The 16,739-nt window shown below is 29.3% G+C and carries 16 protein-coding genes, 1 tRNA gene and 1 pseudogene; 1 reads left to right on the top strand and 17 read right to left on the bottom strand.

The features are described 5' to 3' along the window. Positions 1-94 precede the first annotated feature (94 nt). The 15 genes and pseudogenes from I6H46_RS06770 to I6H46_RS06700 all read right to left on the bottom strand — a co-directional run bounded on the left by I6H46_RS06770 (position 95) and on the right by I6H46_RS06700 (position 14,345). Positions 95-892 carry an RnfABCDGE type electron transport complex subunit B gene (locus I6H46_RS06770; protein WP_019117995.1) on the bottom strand — a complete coding sequence of 266 codons (798 nt, stop codon included), beginning with the start codon at positions 890-892 and terminating at the stop codon, positions 95-97. A gap of 12 nt (positions 893-904) precedes the next feature. After that, positions 905-1,480 (bottom strand): electron transport complex subunit RsxA, encoded by a 576-nt coding sequence (gene rsxA, locus I6H46_RS06765; RefSeq protein WP_004838526.1) that lies wholly within the window; start codon positions 1,478-1,480, stop codon positions 905-907. 8 nt (positions 1,481-1,488) lie between these two features. Next, on the bottom strand, positions 1,489-2,154 hold the full coding sequence (gene rsxE / locus I6H46_RS06760) for an electron transport complex subunit RsxE (protein WP_019117996.1): 666 nt from the start codon (positions 2,152-2,154) through the stop codon (positions 1,489-1,491). An 11-nt stretch (positions 2,155-2,165) separates the two neighbouring features. Next, on the bottom strand, positions 2,166-2,705 hold the full coding sequence (locus I6H46_RS06755; RefSeq protein ID WP_019117997.1) for an FMN-binding protein: 540 nt from the start codon (positions 2,703-2,705) through the stop codon (positions 2,166-2,168). Beyond that, positions 2,698-3,636: an RnfABCDGE type electron transport complex subunit D gene (locus I6H46_RS06750; protein ID WP_019117998.1), complete on the bottom strand. Its 939-nt coding sequence runs from the start codon at positions 3,634-3,636 to the stop codon at positions 2,698-2,700. Before I6H46_RS06750 ends, I6H46_RS06755 begins: the two co-directional genes overlap by 8 nt. An 11-nt stretch (positions 3,637-3,647) precedes the next feature. Then, positions 3,648-4,964 carry an electron transport complex subunit RsxC gene (gene rsxC, locus I6H46_RS06745; protein ID WP_019117999.1) on the bottom strand — a complete coding sequence of 439 codons (1,317 nt, stop codon included), beginning with the start codon at positions 4,962-4,964 and terminating at the stop codon, positions 3,648-3,650. 64 nt (positions 4,965-5,028) lie between these two features. Next, positions 5,029-5,685, bottom strand: a complete 657-nt coding sequence (locus I6H46_RS06740; protein ID WP_019118000.1) for a lytic transglycosylase domain-containing protein — start codon at positions 5,683-5,685, stop codon at positions 5,029-5,031. Continuing rightward, a complete protein-coding gene (gene coaE / locus I6H46_RS06735; RefSeq protein WP_019118001.1) occupies positions 5,682-6,272 on the bottom strand; it encodes a dephospho-CoA kinase in 591 nt (196 codons plus the stop codon). The genes I6H46_RS06740 and coaE overlap by 4 nt, the downstream gene beginning before the upstream one ends. After that, positions 6,259-8,898 (bottom strand): annotated as a pseudogene (polA, locus tag I6H46_RS06730) (DNA polymerase I). The gene coaE and the pseudogene polA overlap by 14 nt, the downstream one beginning before the upstream one ends. 175 nt (positions 8,899-9,073) lie before the next feature. Next, positions 9,074-9,160, bottom strand: a tRNA-Leu gene (locus I6H46_RS06725). Positions 9,161-9,212: 52 nt separating this feature from the next. Then, on the bottom strand, positions 9,213-9,803 hold the full coding sequence (locus tag I6H46_RS06720; protein WP_019118003.1) for a phosphatase PAP2 family protein: 591 nt from the start codon (positions 9,801-9,803) through the stop codon (positions 9,213-9,215). Positions 9,804-9,874: 71 nt separating this feature from the next. Continuing rightward, positions 9,875-11,149, bottom strand: coding sequence for a CapA family protein (locus I6H46_RS06715; RefSeq protein ID WP_019118004.1), 1,275 nt, complete (start codon positions 11,147-11,149; stop codon positions 9,875-9,877). 61 nt (positions 11,150-11,210) lie between these two features. Further along, entirely contained in the window at positions 11,211-12,527 is a 1,317-nt protein-coding gene (locus I6H46_RS06710; RefSeq protein WP_019118005.1) for a sodium-dependent transporter, read from the bottom strand. Positions 12,528-12,544: 17 nt separating this feature from the next. Beyond that, positions 12,545-13,867 (bottom strand): sodium-dependent transporter, encoded by a 1,323-nt coding sequence (locus I6H46_RS06705; RefSeq protein WP_019118006.1) that lies wholly within the window; start codon positions 13,865-13,867, stop codon positions 12,545-12,547. A gap of 121 nt (positions 13,868-13,988) precedes the next feature. Beyond that, entirely contained in the window at positions 13,989-14,345 is a 357-nt protein-coding gene (locus tag I6H46_RS06700; RefSeq protein WP_019118007.1) for a PaaI family thioesterase, read from the bottom strand. Between the two features lie 88 nt (positions 14,346-14,433). On the opposite strand from I6H46_RS06700, the gene I6H46_RS06695 reads away from it, so the two are divergent. Beyond that, positions 14,434-15,351, top strand: coding sequence for a diacylglycerol/lipid kinase family protein (locus tag I6H46_RS06695; protein WP_019118008.1), 918 nt, complete (start codon positions 14,434-14,436; stop codon positions 15,349-15,351). A 64-nt stretch (positions 15,352-15,415) separates the two neighbouring features. On the opposite strand, the gene I6H46_RS06690 is transcribed toward I6H46_RS06695, so the two are convergent. Together I6H46_RS06690 and I6H46_RS06685 are read right to left on the bottom strand one after the other, a co-directional pair. Further along, a complete protein-coding gene (locus I6H46_RS06690; protein ID WP_019118009.1) occupies positions 15,416-16,024 on the bottom strand; it encodes a DNA-3-methyladenine glycosylase in 609 nt (202 codons plus the stop codon). A 54-nt stretch (positions 16,025-16,078) separates the two neighbouring features. Continuing rightward, complete coding sequence (locus I6H46_RS06685; RefSeq protein WP_200225703.1) at positions 16,079-16,705, bottom strand: HAD-IA family hydrolase; 627 nt, start codon at positions 16,703-16,705, stop codon at positions 16,079-16,081. Positions 16,706-16,739 lie beyond the last annotated feature (34 nt).

Below are 16,739 nucleotides of genomic sequence, written 5' to 3'. Positions count from 1 at the left end.
GTTTATCATTTAAAACAGATTAATGTCAATTTAAAAAATCCAAATAAAAAAAGACCACCGATTTATTTCGATGGTCAAATCTTTATCTTATTTTTTATTCAACATCAATACATTTTGCAGGACATTTTTCTGCAGCTTCTTTTAAAAGATTTAGATCTAAATTATCAGATATTGTTTCTTTTGATAAGAAATTATCCATTGTAAATCCTTCTGGATAAGTTCTTGCACAAATTGAACAACCAATACATCCAACTTTACAATTTCCTCTAACATCTTTTCCTTTATCATGAGAAGAACATTTTACAATTGCTTTTTGTGAATAAGGAACAAGCTCAATAATATTTTTTGGACAAGTTTTAACACAAGCTCCACAAGCCACACATTTTTCCTTATCTACAACACTTACTCCATCCACCATATGTATAGCATCAAATTCACAAGCTTTAACACATGAGCCACAACCAAGGCAACCATAATTACAAGCTTTTTTTCCACCAAATAAAGCAATTTGTGCTCTACAATCTTCAAGACCTGCATATTCGTATAAATCTTTTGCATTTTCGCAAGTTCCATTACATTTTACAACTGCAACTTGCTTGTCCCCAGCTCCAGCTGACTCAACTCCCATAGCACTTGCAACTGCATCTGTTACAGATTGTCCACCAATTACACAAGCAGAAACAGGAGCTTCTCCCTTTGCAATTGCATTTGCACAACCATCACAACCAGGATAACCGCAAGCTCCACAGTTTGCTCCAGGAAGTGCATCTCTTACTCTTTCAACAATTGGGTCTGTTTCAACCTCAAATTTTTTACTAATAACACCTAATAAGCCAGCTAGTACAAATCCTAATATGGCTAATACAAGTGTTGGAATTAATATATTATTCATCACATTTCTCCTCTATGCTAATCCTGCAAAGCCCATAAAGGCAATTGACATTAGACCTAGAGTAATCAAAGTAATAGGTCCACCCTTGAAAGCTTCTGGCAAGTCGTTATCTTCGATTTTTTCTCTTATAGAAGCAAGTATTACTAAAGCAATTAAGAAACCTACTGCAGCTGCTGCTGCGTTTATTGTTGTTTCTAATAAATTATAGCTTTCATTTATATTTTTAATAGCCACACCAAGTACTATACAGTTAGTTGTAATTAATGGTAGATAAACACCAAGAGCCTCATAAAGATTTGGCATTGATTTTTTCATAATCATCTCTACTGTTTGCACTAATGAAGCGATTACTAAAATAAATACAACTGTTTGTAAATATCCAATTTTTAATGGATCTAATATATAATATTGGATAACCCAAGTAATAATTGAAGATAAGGTTACTACGAAAATTACTGCAGCTCCCATTCCTTTTGCAGTTTCAACTTTACTTGTTACACCAAGTGTTGGACAAATTCCTAAAAATTGTCCCAAAACATAATTATTTACAAATATTGATGCAATAATTATTGAAAATAATTCTGACATAATTCCTCCTACTTATTATTTTTCTTCTTGTTTGAAATAGCTGCTGCTACTGCAAACATGATTCCTAGGATAATAAATGAAGATGCTGGTTGAATTAAAAATCCAATTGTATAATCTTCAGGAATTATTCTATTATCTAGTAATGTACCATTTCCAAATAATTCTCTAATAGCTGCAAGAATAGAAATTGCTATTGTATAACCTAAACCTTGACCAATACCATCAATAATTGATGCTATAGGACCTTGTTGTGAAGCAAATCCTTCAGCTCTTGCAAGAATTATACAGTTTACAACTATAAGTGGAATAAAAATTCCAAGTGATTGATCAAGTGCTGGCAAGTATGCTTTTATAATCATTTGAACCATAGTTACGAAACTTGCAATTACAACTATAAAAGCTGGAATTCTTACTTCATCTGGAATAAAATTTCTCAAAACAGAAATTACCAAGTTTGAAAGTGTAAGTACAAAAATTACTGCAGCTCCCATTCCAATCGCATTAGAAAGTGAAGATGAAATAGCAAGTACAGAACACATTCCTACCATTTGTACAAATACTGGGTTATTTGAAAATATTCCGTCTTTAAAAACTTTTCCCAAATTTACAGATTTTTTCTTTCTTTTTTCTTTTTCTTTTTGAACATCTATAGGTTTTCCAGTTTGTCTTTCCATATCTTTACCTCCTACTTAAGATCTTTCAATACTTCACGAGCAGTATTTATACCATTAAGGATAGTATTAGTTGAATATGTAGCTCCTGAAATTCCTACAATTTCGTTTTCAGATCCGGCTTCTGATGCACCGACTTTCTTGTCAACACTTACGCCTTTAACTCCTTCTTTAAACCAATCTTCTTCCATTTGAAGACCAAATCCTGCAGATTCTGAATGTTTTAAAGGACTGAAACCTGTTAATTTATTTTCACTATCAACCCCAACGATAAATTCGATGTCTCCACCATATCCACCTTTAGAATTTACATCAAACACATATCCTTTGCCTCCATCAGCTTTATAAACTCCTTTTACAGCTTCAGGAAATTTTCCCTTAACTTCTTCAAAGTCTTTTCCTTCTGGATAGGCAATTTTTAATGATTCATTTAATTTTTCTTGTTCAGCTTTTTTTATAATTGGTTCTGTAACTGAATTTGTAAAGGCCAATACTAAAGCTGATACAGCTGTAATTATTAATAGTTTAATTCCTAATTTTAATGCTTTATTCATCTTTTGCCCCTTTACTAGCTACACCAAATACCTTAGGCATTGTCTTACTATCAATAAGAGGAACTAATAAGTTCATTAATAAAATTGAATATGAAACACCTTCTGGGTATCCACCGAATACTCTTATTAGTGAAGTGATAAGTCCGCAACCAAAAGCAAATATTATTTCTCCTTTTTTTGTTACAGGACTTGTTGTATAGTCTGTTGCCATGAAAAATGCTCCAAGCATTAGACCACCTGATAATAATTGTTCGATTATTCCATCAACAGATTTATTAAATACCATCAATAGGATTGCTGTTGTTAATATGTATACTGCAGGTATTCTTAGTGAAATAACTTTTCTAATTACAAGATATGCTGCTCCAATTAATATAGCGATAGTTGAAACTTCTCCAATACATCCACCCATATTTCCTATAAACATATCTAATAAAGCTGGTTTTTCTCCTCCTGATAAAACCGTTGCAGCTGATACTGCTGAAACTTTTCCTGGTGCAACATAATTTGACATATTTTTTGACCAAGATGCAAGTAAAAATGCTCTTGCTCCCAAAGCTGGGTTTACAATATTTTGTCCTATTCCACCAAAAAATTGCTTACAAATAACTATAGCAAAAGCTGCGCCTATTACTGTTTGCCAAACTGGCATGGTAACTGGGATATTATAGGCTAAAAGTAAACCTGTAACTATTGCTGATAAATCATTTATTGATGATTGTCTTTTCATAACTTTGTTAGATATAAATTCTGCAATAACACAACTTGCTACTGATGCAATCATTAAAACAAGTGCTTTCATTCCAAAGAAATATATTCCTGCAAGTCCTGTTGGAATAAGAGCAATTATTACATCTAACATTTCTTTAGTAACAGTTCTCTCGCTTCTCATATGAGGAGAGGATGATACTAATAATTTTTTTGCTTCCATTTATTTCTCCTCTACTTTCCTGCTTGACGAATTTGTCTTTTTCCAAACCTAATAGCTTCAACCAAAGGTCTTTTTGATGGACAAATATATGAACATGATCCACATTCTATACAATCAAGTATATGAAGATCTTGTGCCTTATCAAATTTTTCTTTTAATGAAAATTTGTGAATTAATAATGGCATAAGTCCAACTGGACAAACATTTACACACTTAGCACATCTTATACAAGGATTTGTAATTGGTGCTTTTGATTCTTCTTCGTTTAAAACTAAGATACAGTTACTAGCTTTTTCTACTGGTTGATTTATATTTGGTTGGGCAATTCCCATCATTGGTCCACCATTTATAACTTTTCCAGCATCTTCTGTAAGTCCGCCAGCTTCTTCTATCATATGATCAAAACTTGTTCCAATTCTTACTAGGAAATTTGAAGGATTTTTTATTCCATGACCTGTTACTGTCATATATCTTTCTATTAGTGGTTTTCCGTAATAAACTGCTTCATAAACTGCGTTTGCTGAAGAAACGTTTGACACTATAACTCCAACATCCATTGGAAGACCACCTGATGGTACTTCTCTATGTAATACTGCATTTATTATTCTTTTTTCATCACCTTGTGGATACTTGGTAACCATGGTTGCCACTTCAAGTTTTGATGAATTTTTATTTGCAAGTGCCTTTTTAACCTTTTCGATTGCTTCTGGTTTGTTATCTTCGATTGCAATAATTCCTTTTTTTGCATCTACTGCTTTAACAAGTAATTCCAAAGCATCTACTATTACTTCAGGTTTTGTTTTCAAAATAAAATCATCGCAAGTAACGTAAGGTTCACACTCAGCACCATTTATAATAACAGTATCAATTGGTTTGTTTGGTGAATATTTAATATGTGCTGGGAATGATGCTCCTCCCATACCTACAAGACCATTTTCTTTCATCGCCTCAACTATTTTTTCTTTAGTCAAGTTTGTAACGTCTTTTCTTTCGTAGTTAATTTCTTGGTCATAGCCTTCTGTGTCAATAACAACAGCTTTGCTGTTTTTACCAGATGCTGTTTGGATATCGATTACACTTGAAACTTTACCATTAACTGATGAGTGAATATTACAAGAAAAATTTCCTACAGCTTCGCCGATAAGCTGTCCAATTTTCACTTCATCGTTTTTCTTAACTAAACATTTACTTGGAGCTCCAATGTGTTGAGTAAGTGGAATTGTTACAGTTTTTGGAATTTTTGCAACAATTAAGTCTTTTTTTTCACTTAATTCCTTATACTCTGGAATTTTTACTCCATTAGCAAATGTTAAATTTTCTAGAGCCATAATCTCTCCTTTCATTTAATCCGTATACTAGCATTATAATTTATTTAAAAATATTATTCAATGATTATAATACATCAAATAATATTTTTTTAACAAATTTCTTATAATTTTTTATAGATAATGATTTTCTATCTTTTAATTCTTCCTTGCTTGGAAGTCCATCATCGTAAAATACCTTCATCAAATCATAATTTGAATTTATTTTTATTACATATTGTCTAGTTTCTTTTGTAGGAATTTTTGTTGGATCTGGGTCGTGTTTGTCTATTTTTTTGTCTGCAATTAGTTTGTCTATATTTCCTATTCCTCCATTATAAGCTGCAAGAGCCAAGTCGACATTATTATAATATTCATTCAAATATTTGAAATACCCCACGCCAAGATTTAAATTATAATCTACTTCTTTTAATTTGTCTGGATAATATTCTTCTCCAATTATTTCTGCACTATGTTTTGCAGATGAATCTAATAATTGCATAAGTCCCATAGCATTTTGACTTGAGTGAGCTTCTGTGTCAAAATCACTTTCTACTTTTATAATTGATGCAATCAAAAGTGGGTCTACATTATATTTTTGTGAATATTTTTCTATTTCTTCTTGGTAGGCAATTTTTTGTCTTGATGTTTGATAGGCTACTATTGAAAAACTAATTATAACAACCATCACAAACGCTAATATTATTATTCCTATTATTTTAAAAATATTTTTTAAAGCTTTCATATATTCTCCAAATTTTTTAAAGCTATTTCTACTTTTTTTTCTAAATTTTCTAAGGATGTGCTATTATCAAAAATCACATCTGATTTTTTTTGCATTTCTAAAAAATCTTGACTCTTAATTTTTTTTAATGCAAAATCTCTTCCTATCTTATCTCTTTGCATTAATCTTTCTATTTGAATTTCTCTATCTGCAATAACTAGCCATACATAATCACAAGGAAATTTTTCTTTCATTTGAAAGTACAAGGGAATTTCTACAAAAATATTTTTCTCATTACTTTCTTTTATCAAATTATTTATATAAGCAATGATATTTTTATGAGTAATTTTATTTATCAATTCTCTTTTTTGAGAATTATTAAAAATTATTTTTGCTAAGATTTTCTTATCTAAATTTTCTCCATCAAAAGCCTCGTCAAAAGCTTTTGATGATAAAATTTCCTTGTAATTTATTTGGTCTTTTTCTAGTAATTTCTTATTTATTTCATCGCTATCAATAACTTGATAGCCTTTTTTTCTCAAAATTTCTGATAAAGAAGATTTGCCACTTGCAATTGTTCCAGTTATAACAATTTTATTTTGACTCATACATACTTTCTCCGCTATCTATGTCAACCAAAAGTGGAACATTTAAATTTACGGCATCTTGCATAGATGATTTAAGAATCTCTTTTGCTTTTTCCAAATCTTTTTTACTTGCTTCTATGATTATTTCATCATGAATTTGTAAAACTATTTTTGCATCTATTTTTGCTTTTTGCAAATTTTGGTATGAATTTATCATGGCAAATTTTATAATGTCCGCAGCTGTTCCTTGAATTGGTGTATTTAAAGCAACCCTTTCTCCAAAACTTCTTACATTGAAATTTTTAGAATTTATTTCTGGAACATACCTTCTTCTATTAAATATTGTATTTACATATCCATCTTCTTTGGCTTTTTTTACAATATCTTTCATGTATTTTTAGATTTCTGGATAGGTGTCAAGGTAATTTTCTATATATTCCTTGGCTCTTTTTCTTGGTATATTTAAATTTTGGCTAAGTCCATAATCGCTTATACCATAGATTATTCCAAAATTTACTGCTTTAGCCTCACTTCTTTGTAATTTTGTAACCTCATCAATTGGAGTAGAAAAAACTTCTGATGCAGTCTTTGTGTGTATATCAATATCTTTTGAAAAAGCCTCTTGCATTTTTTTATCATTTGCAAGATGAGCCAAAACTCTTAATTCAATTTGTGAATAGTCCGCATCAATTAATACTTTCTCATCATCAGCTTTGAAAGCTTTTCTGATTTTTCTGCCCTCTTCGGTTCTAATTGGAAGATTTTGTAAATTTGGTTCTGTTGAAGAAAGTCTACCTGTTGCTGTTACATTTTGCTTAAATGTTGACCTAATTCTTCCATCTTTGTCAATACATTCTTCAAGACTTTCAAGATATGTTGATTTTAATTTATACATTTCCCTATATCTTTCAATTTTTTCGATTATAGGGTGTTTTTTTCTTAATTTTTCTAAAACTTGAGCATTTGTTGAATATCCAGTCTTTGTTTTTTTAATTATAGGAAGTTTCAAATCTTCAAATAAAATTTTTGAAAGTTGCTTTGGTGAATTTATATTAAATTCACTACCAGCAAGTTCATAGATTATTTTTTCTAAATCTCCAAGTTCAAGAGAAACTTCATCTTTAATTTTCTCAAGCTCATTTTTATCACAAACAAAACCTGTTATTTCCATATCCGCAAGAACTTTGGATAATTTTATTTCACAATCCTTATAAAGATCAAACATAGAAAGCTCTTTTAATTTTTGGGTTAAAATATCCAGACTATCTTCAATTGCATTTACAATAGATGCCAAATATTTGCCAAGATTATCAGAATCCAAATCCTCATAAGATTTTTTACTTTTTCCCTTACCAAGCAAATCTTCTTCATTTTCTACTTCATATTTCAAAAATGCTTGGCTAAATGTTTTTAAATCATAAGATGACCTTGAAGGATCAATTAGATAGTGCATAAGCATAGTATCATCATAAGGCAAAGAAATATTTATCCCAAGCTTATCAAACAAGACAATATCTTCTTTAATATCAAAAGAAACTTTTTTAATATTATCATCCTCAAAATATTTTTTGAATTTTTCTACAAATTTTTCATCGGGATTATAAATATAAGTTTTTGATGAAGGTGTTTTTATTACTATTTTATAGGCATTAGAGTGAATATAATTATCCCCCTCAAAAATGCTTTTAAAATAAAATACCCCATCTTTTTCAATATCATCTATTATAGAAAAATCATCAGAAAATGAATAAGAAAATTCTATTTCATCTTTTCTTTCTTCGCTAGTATCTTCAAATTTTTCCATAAATTTATTGAAATTATATTTTGAAAATTTTTCTCTCAAAGAATCCAAATCTGGTTCTTTTACCTTTAATTCTGAAATTTTCATCCCAACTGGAGCATTTGTAACAATTGTTCCAATTTTTTTGGACAAAAAGGCAATTTGCTTTAAATTTTCTAGATTTTCCTTAGTTTTTTTGCCCTTAATATCATCCAAATTTTCATATAAGCCTTCCATAGACCCATATTTTTTTATAAATTTAATAGCAGTTTTTTCGCCAATTCCATCAACACCAGGAATATTATCAGACTTATCTCCCATAAGACCTTTAACATCAATTAATTGTTTTGGACTAAGACCATAATCATTTTCAATAGATTTTTCAGTAATTTCTTCCATCTGAGAAATTCCTTTTCTTGTAAGAAAAACCACAACCTTATCATTTACAAGTTGAAAATAATCTTTGTCCCCTGTAATAATTACAGTTTCAAGACCTTCTTCCTTTGCAATTGTAGAAAAAGTTCCAACAATATCATCAGCCTCATAACCATCTATATCCAAATACTTTACATTTAATGAATCAAGAATGTCTTTTAAAATTCCAAATTGATAATTCAATTCGTTTGGCGCCTTATCCCTATTTGCTTTATAATCTTCAAATTCTTTGTGCCTAAAAGTTTTTGTTTTCTTATCAAAAGCAACCAAAATATAATCTGGCTTATATTCTTCAACAGCCCTAAAATACATGGTTAAAAATCCATAAACACCGTTTGTCATAACACCGTCAGCATTTGTAAGATTCGGAAGGGCAAAAAAGGCTCTAAAAATCAAACTAGATCCGTCAATTAGCATTACTTTTTTACTCATATATTTCTCCTTTCTATAAGTATAACACATTTTAATTTTCACAAAAAAATAAGTAGAAAAATTTGCTGATTAAAAATTTGAAAATTAAAATTTTAAAATAAAAAAATTTAAAAAGGCATCAAAAAAAGCTATGCAATTTTGCATAGCTTAAATATGAAAAAAATAAAAAAATTAATGGTGCTGGTGGTGGGACTTGAACCCACACGTTCCGGAGAACAACAGAGTTTGAGTCTGTCTCGTCTGCCAATTCCGACACACCAGCATTAACACTACCTAATTATTATAACACCATTAATCGCCTTATGCAAATTTTTTTACATTTTTCTCAAATCATTAAAATCATTTCCCAAAATTTTTAAATTATTAATTAGTTTCATCCCACTTTTAGAAAAACAAAATTTCAAAGCAATTAAACTTGTCAATACTCCTATAATAATTCCACAAAAAACATCTGATGGAAAATGAACATACAAATATAATCTTGAAAAAGCAATCAGGATTGCCAAAATGCTTGCCAGTATATTAATTGTTTTTGATTTTGAAAATAATAATATTACTGTAAGCATACAAAAAGAAATTGACGAATGCCCAGATGGAAATGATGGATCTTGAGGTTTTAAAACTAACAATTTAATTCCATCAACAATTTCAAAAGGTCTAATCCTTCCAACAGCAGGTTTTAAAATCAAATTTACAACCAAGGCATTAAATAAAAAACAAACAATCATAAGCCTAGCCATTTTTTTATATTCTTTTGTAGTTAAAAAAATCAAAATCAATAAAATCCAAAAAATTCCCATATTCCCAAGAGCAGTAATGGTTGTCATTATTTTATCCAAGATGGGACTTTTTATATTTTGAATTAAATTCAATAATGAAATATCTATTTTTGTTATAAAATTCATACTTTCCCCTTTATTTTTACAAATATAATATCACAAAGAAGAAAAATAAAAAAGACTGCGCTAAGCAGTCTCTATTGTACTTTTGTATTTATGGTTTCTTTAACCATTTGATCGGCTTTTAAAATTCTTGCTCTTTGATTTTCGTCAACCTTATCAAAATATTTTCCTCCTTCAAGAAAATCTTTTGTTCTGTAAACTCTTGAAAGTTTTCCATATTCATCATTAATATGTCCAACCCAAATCGGATAAAAATTAACTTCTCCTAATTTTACTTTTCCAGTTTTTGTATTTTTCTCTACATTTATATCAAAGGCAACTGATTGTTCTGTTCTAATATCTCCCAAAGCCTCCAAGGATTGGTTTGATACAAAATTTCCACAAGCATAAGCAATATATCCTTCTTTTCCATTTTCAGCTTTATATCTTTCTGCTGGTTGAACAACGTGAGGATGATTTCCAATAACTACATCTGCTCCCCACTTTATCATATTTCTTGCCAAAGTAATATGTTCTTGGGCTGGATATGATTGGTATTCTATTCCCCAATGTGGATAAACTATAATAAAATCCGAATTTTTTCTAGCTTCTTTTATGTCTTCTTCTATTATTTTTTCATCCAAATAATTTATAATTTCATTTGGCTTATGATTTACTACTAAACTTTCTAAACCATTAACTCCATAGGTGTAAGCCAAAAATCCTATTTTCATATTTTTTACTTGAATATATTTTATCCTACTTTCTCCTGCTTTTCTTGTTCCGCAGTGAGCGATTCCTTCCTTATCCATGGCTTCCATTGTATCATAGATTCCTTTTTCTTCTGAATCTAGGGTGTGATTGTTAGCTGTTGAAAGTAAATCAAAACCCGCATCTTTTATATCTTTCAAATATTCAGCTGGGCTTGTAAATTGTGGAAAACCAGAAGGTTGTTTATCAGAATTTATGCTTGTTTCAAAATTTCCAATTGCTAAATCAGAATCTGATACAAATTCTTTTATATATTCAAATTGTCTAGAAAAATCATAATTTCCTTTTCCATAATTTTTTGCATAATTTACTTGACCCATGTGAGCCATAATATCTCCAAAAGCTTTTATATTTATTTTTTCGACTTTTGAATCTGAATCATTTGTGTTTGAGTCTTTTTTCTCAATTTTACTTATATTTTTCTTTTTGTTATTTGAATCAGAACTATCATCGTTAGATTTTTTTCTTTCTTTTATTATAATATTTTCTGCAATATTTGAATTAGAATCAGTTTTATCTTCATTTTTCTTACAAGATGTAAAACTAATAGCTAGAAAAAATATTAAAATAACTGATAATATTCTCTTAATTTTTTTCATTTCTACTCCTTTATTTATATAATCGTATACAATTATATATTATTCTATAAATAAAGTCATATTAGAAGGAAATTTGGTATCTTATTGCAATTATACAAAGAATTACAGCAAGTGGAACATATAAATATCTTCCTAAATTATACCAACCATCACCGTGCTTACTTTTTGCACTTTTATTTATTTCATCCATCAAATCTTCTTTTTTCATTACCCAAAACCATGAAATGGCTCCTATAATTGCTGATATTGGAAGAATATAAATTGTTACAAAATTCATCCATGCTCCCCATTTTGCTATAGGATGTAAAAATAATCCACAAACAAATACAAGAATCATTAGAACAAGTAGGACATTAATTCTTTTTAAATTTTCAAATTTTGATGTTATTGCTTCAGCAACTGTTTCTATCATTGATTGAACTGACAATACTCCTGCAAAAACTATTGCTATATACAAAATAATTGCAAAAATTCTTCCTCCAGCTATTTCTTGTAAAACTTTTGGCAAAACAACAAAAATTAATTTTGGTCCTTGTGATTGGGAAAATCCAAAAGCAAAAGTTGCTGGTAGCATTACGAAAGTTGAAAGCATAGCTGCAACTGTATCAAGGCTTGATGTGATTGTTGATGAATGAACTATATCTTCACTATCTGGAAGATAAGAACCATAAACAACCATTACCGTTGAAACAATTGATAGGGAGAAAAATGCTTGTCCCATTGCACCTATCCACAATTTTATATCCAATAATTTTTCTGGTTCTAAAGTAAAAATAAATTTGTATCCTTCTACTGCCTTATTTAAAAATGCAATTCTTACTGCAAGAATTATAAATAAAATAAAAAATAGAGGCATCATAAAAGAATTTGTTTTTTCTATTCCTTTTGTCCCATAAGCTAAGGTCAAAAATACAATAATAACTAATAAGAAATGTTCTTTTGCAAGTGCAAAATCATTTGTAGAAATTGATTCAAACCATACATTCGGATCTTGAGTCAAAAGTGATCCAGTAATTGAATCAAGAAGAGCTTTAAGTACATAAGTAATAACAACTGTATATCCAATAGCTAATAAAACTACACCAACTAAAGGAATCCACCTTATTATTCTTCCTACTCCTTCCTTATTTCTAGATTTCCAAACTTCTCTAAAAACTCCCATTGGCCCTGCTTTATATCTTCTTCCTACTGCACTTTCTGCAGAAAGACCAACACGACCAAACAAAAATACAAAGAATAAATAAGGAATCAAAAATGATAATCCCCCATTCATTCCAATTTTGTAGGGAAAAGCCCATACGTTGGCAAGTCCTACTGCACTTCCAACGCATGCCATTATAAATCCCCATTTGTTACTAAATTTCGAATTATTTTCCATTTTTTTCTCCATAAATTTTAAAAAGTAACTTTAAATACTAAAGCTAAAATTGATAAAACAATTGCTATTGGAACATAAACATATTTTCCAAGCTTGTGCCATCCTTCTCCTGCTTTTTTCTTTGCACCACTATTAACTTCTTCCAAAATTTCATCTTTTTTCCAAAAATAAAACCAAGAAATTGCTCCAATTGATGCTCCTATTGGAATTATATAAATAGAAACAAGATCCATCCATGGGCCCCATTTGCTAATAGCTTCCATATTTACACCAATCAAAAATGTTACAATACCTATTATAGTCAAAGCAGTAATTCTTTTAATTTTGTTATACCTGTGCATAAGAGATTCCGCTATAACTTCAAACATATTTTGTAAAGAAGAAATCCCAGCAAATACAACCGCAGTATAAAGAATTATAGCAAAAATTCTTCCACCTTTTATATTTTGCAATATAGTTGGCAAAACTTCAAATAAAAGTCCAGGCCCACCAGCTTGTGAAAGACCAAAAACCAAAATAGATGGAACAATTACACAAGATGACAACAAAGCTGCCAAGGTATCAAAAAATGCAGTAGATTTTGCTGCTGATAAAATGTCTTCATTTTTATCAAGGTAAGAGCCACACACAATCATTCCACTTCCTGTTACAGAAAGAGAAAAGAAAGCTTGTCCCATTGCATTTTCTATAGTTTTTAAAGACAATTTGTCAAAGTCTAACCTAAACATATATTTATAACCTTCAAGAGCATTTGGCAAAGTTAAAATAAAAATTGCAATAATTAAAAATAAAATAAAAAATGCAGGCATCATAATTTTATTAGATTTTTCTATGGTATTTGCACCCTTCAAACAAGTTAATAGTGTTACCAAAATTATTATAAAATGATAAATAACAACAGAGTAATCTTTATTAGAAAAAGATTCAAACCACTTTTTACTATTTACAACTAAAAGTTCTCCAGTCAAAGAATCTACTAAAGCTTTTAAAACATAAGAAACTATAACAGCATAGCCAATAGCTATAAATAAAGAACCCAATAAAGGCAAAAATCCGATATTTTTACTAATAAAAGAATGCTCTTTCTTATTATTTTTTGAATTTAAGGCATATTCATAAGAGCCCAAAGTTCCAGTTTCAGCTCTTCTACCTATTGCAAATTCACTTGATAAACCCACATAAGCAAAAAGAGCTACAAAAACTAAATAAAATAATAAGAAAAATATTCCACCTTCTTGGAACTTATAAGGAAAGCCCCACACATTTGCCATTCCAACGGCACTACCTACAGCTGTCAGGATAAAACCCAACCTCGATGAGAATTTTTTTTCTTTGTTCATATTTAACTCCTTTTTACTTTAGTACGCCAAGGCGTCGGCGTACTATTGAACTTGTTTCATTATATCATAAATTTATTATTTGTAAAACAAATTTCAAAAATAGTTTAAATATAAAAACAAATCATAATTTCATAAAAGTAAATCTACCAATAGCAATTAAATTTTTCTCATCATCAAAAACATCACAATCAATATTAGCTAATTTCCTACCAATTTTTTTCGCCTTACATTTTGCATAAAGATAAGAAGTCTTGCTTGCTGGTCTAAGAAAATTTACATATCCATCGCTTGTTACAAATTCTCCATCAAAATATTCCGACGCTTTTTTGCCACAAGCCGTATCAATCAAAGTCATAGTCAAACCACCATGAACAATTTTATTTATATTCAAACAATACTCTTCAATAGGAACTCTTGTAATAATTTCTCCATCATCATCTTTCACATATTCCATTTTTAAATAATCAACAAAATTCATAAAATATCCTTTCTATTTACAAATCAATTATAACATTTTCTCGATAAATCATTTAATAGTGATATAATTATTAAATGAAGGATAAATTATGATAAAAATGCTATTTATATTATCGTCCATGGCAGGAAAAACCGAGTTCGATATTAATGAAAAAGATATAGAAAAAATTTATAATAAAAAAGATTTTGAAGAAAATGTTCAAATAATTAGGACTTCTTATGAAGACCACGCAACTGATGCAGCCAAAGCCTTTATTGAAAAATATAAAAATTACAAAAAAACAATAATAGTTGGGGGAGGCGACGGCTCATTAAATGAAATTTGCAATGTGATTTATGAAAATGATTTGGCAAATACAAGTCTTGGTTTAATTCCTATGGGAACTGGCAACGACTTTTCCAAAAATTTTTCATACAAAAATTTCAAAGTAGAAAGTTTATTAAATTTAAAAGAAAAAAAGATTGATTTAATTAAAGTAAATGATAAAGTCGGAATAAACGTCTTATCCCTAGGTTTTGATACAGTTGTTTTAGAAAAAGCCTACGAATATTTAGATAAAAACCCATCTTTAGGGAAAAAAGCATATTTTTTCGGAGTCATTAAGGCATTAAAATATTTGTCTTACCAAAATTTATCATTAACTTTATATGACAAAGATTACAAGCAAATAAAACTTGAAGATGAATTTTTGCTTAGCGCTATCTGCAACGGTGGCTATTATGGCTCAGGATTTAATCCTGCCCCAAGCGCAAAAATTGATGATGGAATTTTAAATTTAGTTTATGCGAAAAAACTTCCAAGTCTCTTGTTGCCATCTTTGATAATAAGATACAAACATGGACTTTTAGAAAATTCAAAATATTTGGATGAAATAAAGGTAAAAAAAGGACAAATAAAATCAGATGAAAAAATTTTAGCAAATATAGACGGAGAAATTTTTGAAAATAAAATAATAAATTTTGAAATTATAGAAAATTGTTTGTCTTGGACTTATTTTGATATGTAATTTTAAAAGGGATTGTTGTAAAATTATGAATAATCATCATTCTACAACAGTCCCTTTTTTATATCTAACTTTCTAATTTTGACACATAAGGATTATCTTTTATATAAAATCTATACAGGTAATCTTTCGCCTCTTTGGCATAATCTATGCCAATTCTTTTTGCTTTTACTATTTCAAAATCTTTCTTGCCTTCTTCCATATAAAAATCTTTGGAAAAAATATCTTTTCCATTAAAATTTTTATCAATTTTTAAGGCTTTTGTAAGTTTTGCTGGGCCATTGCTTAAATTTTTTCTTTGATAAATCGATAGGTCTTGATAATTTTTTCCAAACCTATTTTTTGAAATCAAATCGAAATTATCCAATGGCTCAATTGCTCTCAACAAAACTGCCTCTGGTACTCCTTCTTTCACGCTTGAAATATTTAAAAGAAAATGAATCCCATAAGTTTGATAAACGTACAAAGTGCCTGCATCCATATACATAATTTTATTTCTGTCAGTTTTTTTTCCTAAAAAAGTGTGGCATGCCCTATCATTTACTCCAAGATATGCTTCTGATTCCACGATTTTAGCTCTTATAATTTGTCCATCAATTTTTCTAACTAAAATATTTCCAAGCAAATCATTGGCAAGATCTAGGGTATTTTTCCTAAAATATTTCCTATCAAGCATTGTTTTCTCCTTTATAAAAATAGCCCCTAAATCTTTTTGATTTAAGGGTTTAGTCTAGTTTTCCATTATTATTTTTTTTATATCACTTGCTTTATTTGCAATAAAATTTGCATTTTCAAATTCTTCTTTTTTTCCATAACCATAAGCTACAGCAATTGATTTTATGGATAATTCATTGCTCGCATCTATGTCATAAGACCTATCGCCTATCATAATAGATTCATTAGTTTTTAAATCATTTTCAAAAAGTAGATGTTCAATTACCTTTTTCTTTGTATTTTTATCATTAGAAGAACCAGAAATATAAGAAAAATATTGCAAAATTCCAAAATATTCTAAAATTTTCTTAGAAGATTCTTCGCCCTTGCTTGTTGCAAGATAAATATTAAAGCCTTTATCATATAAATCTTCTATTAATTCTTTAACTCCCTCATAAAGAGAAGTTTCAAACAGACCGTTTTTAAAGTAATACTTTCTATAATAATAAACTCCATCATCAGCCAAATCCTCTCCCAATTCTTTTACAAAAGAATCTCTCAAAGGTGGACCAATGTATTCATATAACTTTTCTCTTTGATAAGACTTGCCCATTTTTTCCAAAGCATATTCAAAAGCATTCAAAATCCCGCTAGCAGATTTTGAAATTGTTCCATCAAGGTCAAAAATAATATTTTTAATCATAAATTATCCTTTCTGGTATATTTTTCCAAATATT

The organism is Anaerococcus obesiensis, assembly GCF_016599815.1.
Classification (GTDB): domain Bacteria; phylum Bacillota; class Clostridia; order Tissierellales; family Peptoniphilaceae; genus Anaerococcus; species Anaerococcus vaginalis.
The sequence above is the reverse complement of the archived record's forward strand: the minus strand, read 5'-3'. Positions and strand labels throughout refer to the sequence as shown.